This window comes from Candidatus Binataceae bacterium (assembly GCA_035500095.1).
Lineage (GTDB): Bacteria > Desulfobacterota > Binatia > Binatales > Binataceae > JAKAVN01.
In genome coordinates this window covers 1-6466 of record DATJXN010000059.1, presented here as the reverse complement: position 1 = coordinate 6466, position 6466 = coordinate 1, and the positions used below count along the sequence as shown (strand labels likewise).

6 protein-coding genes are annotated in these 6466 nt (G+C 64.5%); 5 read left to right on the top strand and 1 reads right to left on the bottom strand.

The features are described from left to right. Nucleotides 1-154 precede the first annotated feature (154 nt). From nuoB to VMI09_06630, 4 genes are all read left to right on the top strand, one after another. The gene (gene nuoB, locus VMI09_06645; protein HTQ24358.1) at nucleotides 155-676 is read left to right on the top strand and encodes an NADH-quinone oxidoreductase subunit NuoB; all 522 of its coding nucleotides are present in this window, start codon (nucleotides 155-157) and stop codon (nucleotides 674-676) included. A 22-nt stretch (nucleotides 677-698) separates the two neighbouring features. Beyond that, the gene (gene nuoF / locus VMI09_06640; protein HTQ24357.1) at nucleotides 699-2048 is read left to right on the top strand and encodes an NADH-quinone oxidoreductase subunit NuoF; all 1350 of its coding nucleotides are present in this window, start codon (nucleotides 699-701) and stop codon (nucleotides 2046-2048) included. Between the two features lie 6 nt (nucleotides 2049-2054). Then, nucleotides 2055-3671 carry a molybdopterin-dependent oxidoreductase gene (locus tag VMI09_06635; protein HTQ24356.1) on the top strand — a complete coding sequence of 539 codons (1617 nt, stop codon included), beginning with the start codon at nucleotides 2055-2057 and terminating at the stop codon, nucleotides 3669-3671. A 177-nt stretch (nucleotides 3672-3848) separates the two neighbouring features. Further along, nucleotides 3849-4190, top strand: a complete 342-nt coding sequence (locus tag VMI09_06630) for a hypothetical protein (GenBank protein HTQ24355.1) — start codon at nucleotides 3849-3851, stop codon at nucleotides 4188-4190. 59 nt (nucleotides 4191-4249) lie between these two features. Here VMI09_06630 and VMI09_06625 read toward each other — a convergent pair whose 3' ends face one another. After that, nucleotides 4250-5518 (bottom strand): peroxiredoxin family protein, encoded by a 1269-nt coding sequence (locus tag VMI09_06625; protein ID HTQ24354.1) that lies wholly within the window; start codon nucleotides 5516-5518, stop codon nucleotides 4250-4252. Between the two features lie 156 nt (nucleotides 5519-5674). Here VMI09_06625 and VMI09_06620 point away from each other — a divergent pair. After that, on the top strand, nucleotides 5675-6466 hold a 792-nt coding region (locus VMI09_06620), incomplete at its 3' end, for an LLM class flavin-dependent oxidoreductase (GenBank protein HTQ24353.1).

The window sequence follows — 6466 nt, the reverse complement described above, 5'->3', positions numbered from 1 at the left end:
CTTCGAGCGCCTGGGCGGGGCGATTTTTGTTTCAAACATTGACCGGTTGCCGAGCCCGCTGATAGCGTTGGCGGTTGATCTTCAAGCACGGACCGCGCGCACGAGAAGCGCGGGCGTATTTTCGCGCGGACGGCTTTGGGTACAGAGGGTTTGAATGTCGATGCGAGCGAACGACGAAGCAGGCCAGGGCGAGGCGGTGATACTCGGCGATGCCGCCGTGCTTACACGGATGGACAAGGCGGTGGCGTGGGCGCGCAAGTTTTCGATTTTTCCCTATCCGTTCGCGACCGCCTGCTGTGCGATGGAATACATGTCGCTTTCGATGACGCCTTACGACATCGATCGCTTCGGCGCGCTGCTGCCGCGCTTTACGCCGCGCCAGGCCGACCTGCTGATGGTGATCGGCACGGTCACGATGCGCCAGGCGCCGATCCTGCGCCGGGTATACGATCAAATGGCCGAACCCAAGTGGGTGATGGCCTTCGGCGCGTGCGCCTCCACCGGCGGCTTCTATGACAACTACGCGACGCTCCCCGGCATCGACCGCATCGTCCCGGTTGACGTTTACGTCCCGGGATGTCCGCCGCGGCCCGAGGCCGTGCTCGACGCCCTGATGGCGCTGCAGCGCAAGATCCAGGGCCAGAAGCAGAAGCTCGGCCCCGGCCGGGCCGCCTGACTCAGCCGGCTGCTCCCCGACGATGGAACGCTACCTCACCCGATGGCTGGACATCCCTGATCTGCGCCGAATCGAAGTGTACGAGGCGCACGGCGGTTACGCCGCGTTGCGCAAGGCGCTCTTCGAGATGACCCCGGAGCAGATCATAAACGAGGTCAAGAACTCGAATCTGCGCGGACGCGGCGGCGCGGCCTTTCCGACCGGCGTCAAATGGAGCTTCATCCCCAAGGACTCCAAGAAGCCGGTCTATGTCTGCTGCAACGCCGACGAGAGCGAACCCGGCACGTTCGCCAACCGCTACGAACTCGAAAACGATCCGCACGCAATAATCGAGGGCATCCTGATCGCCTGCCGTGCGGTCGGCGCGCACACCTGCTTCGTTTACATGCGCGGCGAGTTCTTCACCCAGAAAGAGATCTTCGAGACGGCGCTCGCCGAGGCGCGCGCACGCGGCTACGTCGGCGCGGACGTGATGGGCTCGGGCTTCGGCGTCGAAATAACGGTCCATCGCGGGGCCGGCGCGTACATCTGCGGCGAGGAAACGGGATTGCTCGAGTCGCTCGAGGGCAAGCGCGCCTATCCGCGCAACCGGCCCCCGTTTCCGGCGATCCAGGGCGCGTTCGGATGCCCCACGGTCGTCAACAACATCGAGACCCTCTCCAACGTCTCGCACATCATCGCGCGCGGCGCCGAGTGGTACAAAACGATGGGCCCCGCAACCAGCCCGGGCAACAAGCTCTTCTGCCTCTCCGGCCACGTCAACAGGCCGGGTCTGTACGAGCTGCCGATGGGCTTTCCCTTGAAGGACCTGATCTACGAGGTCGGCGGCGGAATCCTCGATGGGCGCGCGCTCAAGGCGGTCATCCCTGGCGGCTCGTCGTTTCCGGTCTTCACCGCCGAAGAAGCGATTAAGGTCAACATGGATTTCGACTCGGTACGCGCGGCTGGCTCGCTGATGGGCACCGCGGGCGTGATGGTGATGCATGACGGCACCTGCATGGTCGACGTGCTGCGCACCGTCGCGCATTTTTACCATCACGAATCCTGCGGCCAGTGCACGCCATGCCGCGAAGGTACCGGCTGGATCGAAAAACTGCTGATCGAACTGGAAGCCGGACGCGGCCGAATCGAGGACCTCCAGACCCTGCTGAGCGTTGCCACTAATATGGAGGGCAACACGATCTGCGTGCTCGCCGACAGCCTCTCGATGCCGGTGAAGAGCTTCCTCCCCAAGTTCCGCTCCGAGTTCGAGGATCACGTGCGGCTGGGCCGCTGCCCGTTCAAGGAAAGCGGCGCGGCGCTCAGCGCCGTCGACGGCCGCGCTCACGCCGCCGCGACTCCGCCCAAACCCGCCATCGCGCACGCGGACTGAAGCAAGATGCCGAAGCTGACAATCGACGACACGCCGGTCGAAATTCCCGACGGTCTCAACCTGATCGAAGCCGCGCGCCTTTGCGGGATCGAAATTCCGCACTACTGCTACCATCCGGCGCTCTCGGTGGTGGGCAACTGCCGGATGTGCCTCGTCGAGGTCGAGAAGGCGCCCAAGCTTCAGATCGCGTGCAACACGCGGGTGACCGAAGGGATGGTCGTGCGGACCACGAGCGACCGCACCCACGCGGCGCAGCGCGCGGTGCTCGAGTTCCTGCTCGCCAACCATCCGATCGACTGCCCCGTGTGCGACCAGGCCGGCGAGTGCAAGCTTCAGGACTACTACATGGACTACGACCGCCAGCCCTCGCGCTTCGAATTGGCGCGCAAGAACCACAAGGGCAAGGCGATCGATATCGGTGGCGGCCTGATGCTCGATCAGGAGCGATGCATCCTGTGCGCGCGCTGCACGCGCTTTTTCGACGAAGTCACACAGACCTCGGAACTCGCGATCTTCGGGCGAGGCGACCATAACCTGATCGACACCTATCCCGGGCGCAAGGTCGATAATCCTTACGCGCTCAACACGGTGGACATCTGTCCGGTCGGCGCGCTGACCGAGAAGGATTTCCGCTTCCGCATGCGCGTCTGGTACCTGCATCGGACGGAATCGGTATGCGGCGGATGCGAGCGCGGATGCGCGATCGATATCCATCACCACCGCGGCCGCATCTACCGCTTCAAGCCGCGCCACAATCCCAAGGTCAACGGCTACTGGATGTGCGACGCGGGGCGGCACAGCTTTCCCGCGCTGCAGAGCGAGAGCCGCCTGGTCGCGCCGCTAAGGCAGGCGGACGATCGGATGGCGGCGCTTGGATGGGACGCGGCGCTCGCCGAGGCGGCAGCCAAAATCTTCGAGTACGGGCGTGCGTACGGCGCAAACGCGATTGGCGCCGTGGTCGGCGCGCGTGCGACCAACGAGGAAGCGTGGGCGATGAAGCGCCTGATGGCGGCGATTGGCTCGGACCGGATCGCCGGGCTGACATGGTCGCCGGCCGATGCGCCCGGCGACGACAACCTGCTCGTCCGCGCCAACCGCAATCCCAATACGCGCGGCCTCGCCGCGCTCGGGATCGAATCCGCCGCGCTCGGGCGCTTGGGCGAGGCGGCCGCCCGCGGCGAGATGAAGATGCTAATCGCGATGCGCGCCGATTTGGCGCGCGCGCTCGGCGAGGCCGAGTTCGTCCGCCAGTTCGGTCCGCTCGACTATCTAGTCGTGCTCGACACCGACGCCAACGAAACCGGCCAGATGGCGAATCTCGTGCTGCCGATTGCGGCGTATCCGGAAATCGACGGCAGCTTCACCAACTTCAAGGGCAGGGTGCAGCGCCTTAACGCGGCCTTCGATCCGCCGGGCGAGGCGCGCTCGGCGATCGAGGTTATTGCCGCGCTGGCGTCGCATCTCGAAGATGGAGCGGCGCAAAAGACCGCGGCGATGCTCGCGATACCATCGTCGGCGAGCGAAATTTTCGCCCGGATGGCCGCCGCCGAGCCGGCATTTTCAGGCCTGACGCTCGACGCCCTAGGCGCCCACGGCACCGCGCTGAATCTCGCTGGCGAATAATCCGCGACTATTTTCTCCGCCACATGCTGTCGATGCGGGGCTTCCAGGGTCAACCTGACGAGTCAAAACACGTCCAGATGGGGCTATGCACGTCCAGACGTGCAGCGTAATATTGAGGCAGCTAAAAATCGCCGTCCTGGAGCGTGGTGAACGCAATCAGGGCGAGGGGGGAAATTCATGGGCAGCATCAGGCGAGATTCTATATTCAAGGCGGGAATCGCGACCGTAGCATTTGTGGCTGCGGCGCTGGCGCTCTCACCGATCGCGCGGGCGCAGGCGATGGGTGAATACGGCGCGGTAACTGGCGAGGCTGCGGGCGCGGCGTCCCAAGCCCCGCATGCCAACCTTCCCGCGCTTCCAACGGCCCAGCACGATTCATCCGGTTCGACCACGACCGTGATCGGGGAGGACGGCTCCTCACCCGAGGACGCCAGGGCTGCCGAAAAGGACAGCGGGCAGTCGGGCGACGAGTGGACCGAGGTCCACGGCACGGGCGACGACGACCAGCCCGGAAACTAAGCGATCGAAAGAGCCGCATCGCAGCGGCCGCCGCAGCGAGCGAGCCCCGCGAACTTCTGCTAGCGGCTGAACAGCCCGGCGGCCATATTCGCGAACGCTCGCGCAAAGAGCATCCCGGGCTTGGGCACTGTCACTTGCGGCGGGGGTATCGCAGCGGCCGCGGCGTTATCGGCCTGTTTCACGCTGCGGACATATTCGAGAACGTCGCCCGCAAAAACGCTCTTGGCCCACTGGTTCAGCGTCGATAGCTGCACGGTGCCTGCACTATCGAGGACCAGCGTCGCCGGCGTGGGCATCCCCGGCTTCTCGTGATCCATCAGGCCGAAGACGCGCGCGGCGTTGAAGTCCGTGTCGGAGAGCACGGCGAATGGAAGCTTGAGCCCGGTGCGCATCCGGCGCGCCTTGCGCGGCGTCTCGGGTGACAGCGCGATTACCTCGACTCCCGAGCGCTTGAATTCCGGATAATGCTCCGCGTAGTCCGCTAACTGGCGCAGGCAGTACGGGCACCACGCGCCGCGCGCATAGACCAGCACCGCCGGTCCCGACGCGGTGAATTCGGTTAGCGCGTGAGCGATCCCGTCGCTGTCGGGCAGCACCAGCTCCGAGGGATGTTGTGCCTGGCTATTGCGCCTGGAGTTTCCAAAAGCCATCGCCGTCACGCTCCTTTGCGCTGCTCCGTTCATCGCGGTCGCCGCCCGAATCGGCGCGGCGACCGGCTGCTTGGCACGGGCGTCGAAAACGGGCGCAGGTTCAACCGTGCAGAGCTTTACCGGCTGGCCGGGAATGGGGTGGCCGGGAATCGGATCCTTTAGGGCCGGCGCGTCGGCCATCTTTACGGGATGCGCTATCCCGGGCGCGTAACACTCGTGACATTCGGGCAGCAGCGCTTCGTAGTTCTCGAACAGCAGCGCGTTCTCGCGCAGCCGCAACTCCTTCACCAGCGGCTCGATACGATGCCATACGGCGACCGCATAGCCGCCGATCGTGGGCAGGATATCCTGCTTGTCGATCAGGTTGTGGCGCACCAGGTTGCCGACCCGGTCGTAGTAGCCGCCCACGCGATGAATCGCGACATCGGCGCGTTCTCCACGGCCCATCCGGCAGAACTCGTCCCAGGTTGCGCACGTCAGCATATGCAGCAGGAAAAGCTGATCGTGCTGGAAGTCGGAGCTTTGCCAGATCTCGAACAGATGCGCGGTGATCGAAAAGTAGCGCTCGCGCGCCGCCTGGCGCAGTTGCAGCACCACCACGACGGCGCTCGCGATGAAGGCGAGCGTCGAGACGACGGTTGCGATTGCGGCTGCGACCTGCCAATCGATCGACGCCATTGTCTGCCGACAGTATCCGCGCGGCAAAAACGAAGCAACCGAGGGATTTTGACCGTCTTGGCCGAGGAGTTCGCTTGTCAGTTCCCGGCGGCGCGGGCTATTGTTCCGCCCCGCGCCAGAGTTTTCTGACTCGAAACGAGGGAGTATAAAAATCTAATGCGCGACATTAAGTTCGGCTTGTTTTCGATCACTGGCGACTATGCCCAGGCGCTCAAAATGGCCAAGCGCGCCGACGGCCAGGGCTTTTACTCGATCCTGCTTAACGACCATTTCTTCTCGCCCTTCCGCCCGCCGCGCGAGCCGCAACTCGAGTGCTTCACGACGCTCAGCGCGATCGCCGCGGTCACTACGAAAATTCGCGTCGGCTCGCTGGTGGCGGCGATCGGGTTCCGCTCGCCGGCGCTGCTCGCCAAGATCGCCTCGACCCTCGACCACGTGAGCAACGGGCGGATGGTGCTCGGGCTCGGCGCCGGATGGGAGCGCGAGGAATACGACGCGCACAATTATCCGTACCCCTCCAATTCCGAGCGCCTCGACCAGCTTGCGGACGCGATCAAGCTGATCAAGGCGATGTGGACGCAGGACGAGCCGACCTATCATGGAACGCATTTCTCGATCGATAAGGCCTACAACAATCCGCGCCCGCTGCAGAAGCCGTATCCGCCGATCATGCTCGGCGGATCGGGAAGTAAGCTGCTCAAGATAGCGGCCGCCGAAGCCGACATTGCGAATCTGATCCCGCCGATCTTCAACGGCAAAGACCTGATCAACGATCCCGCCGCGGCTGTGAGATTCGACAAGCCCGAGCTCAAGCGGCGGATCGCGCGCCTGCACGGCCTCGCCAAAGAGGCGGGACGCGACCCGCGCGATATCGAGCTCAGCGGACTGACCCTGGTTACGGTTTCAAAGGACAAGCATCGCGTGGATGCGGCGGTCGCGGAGGTAGCG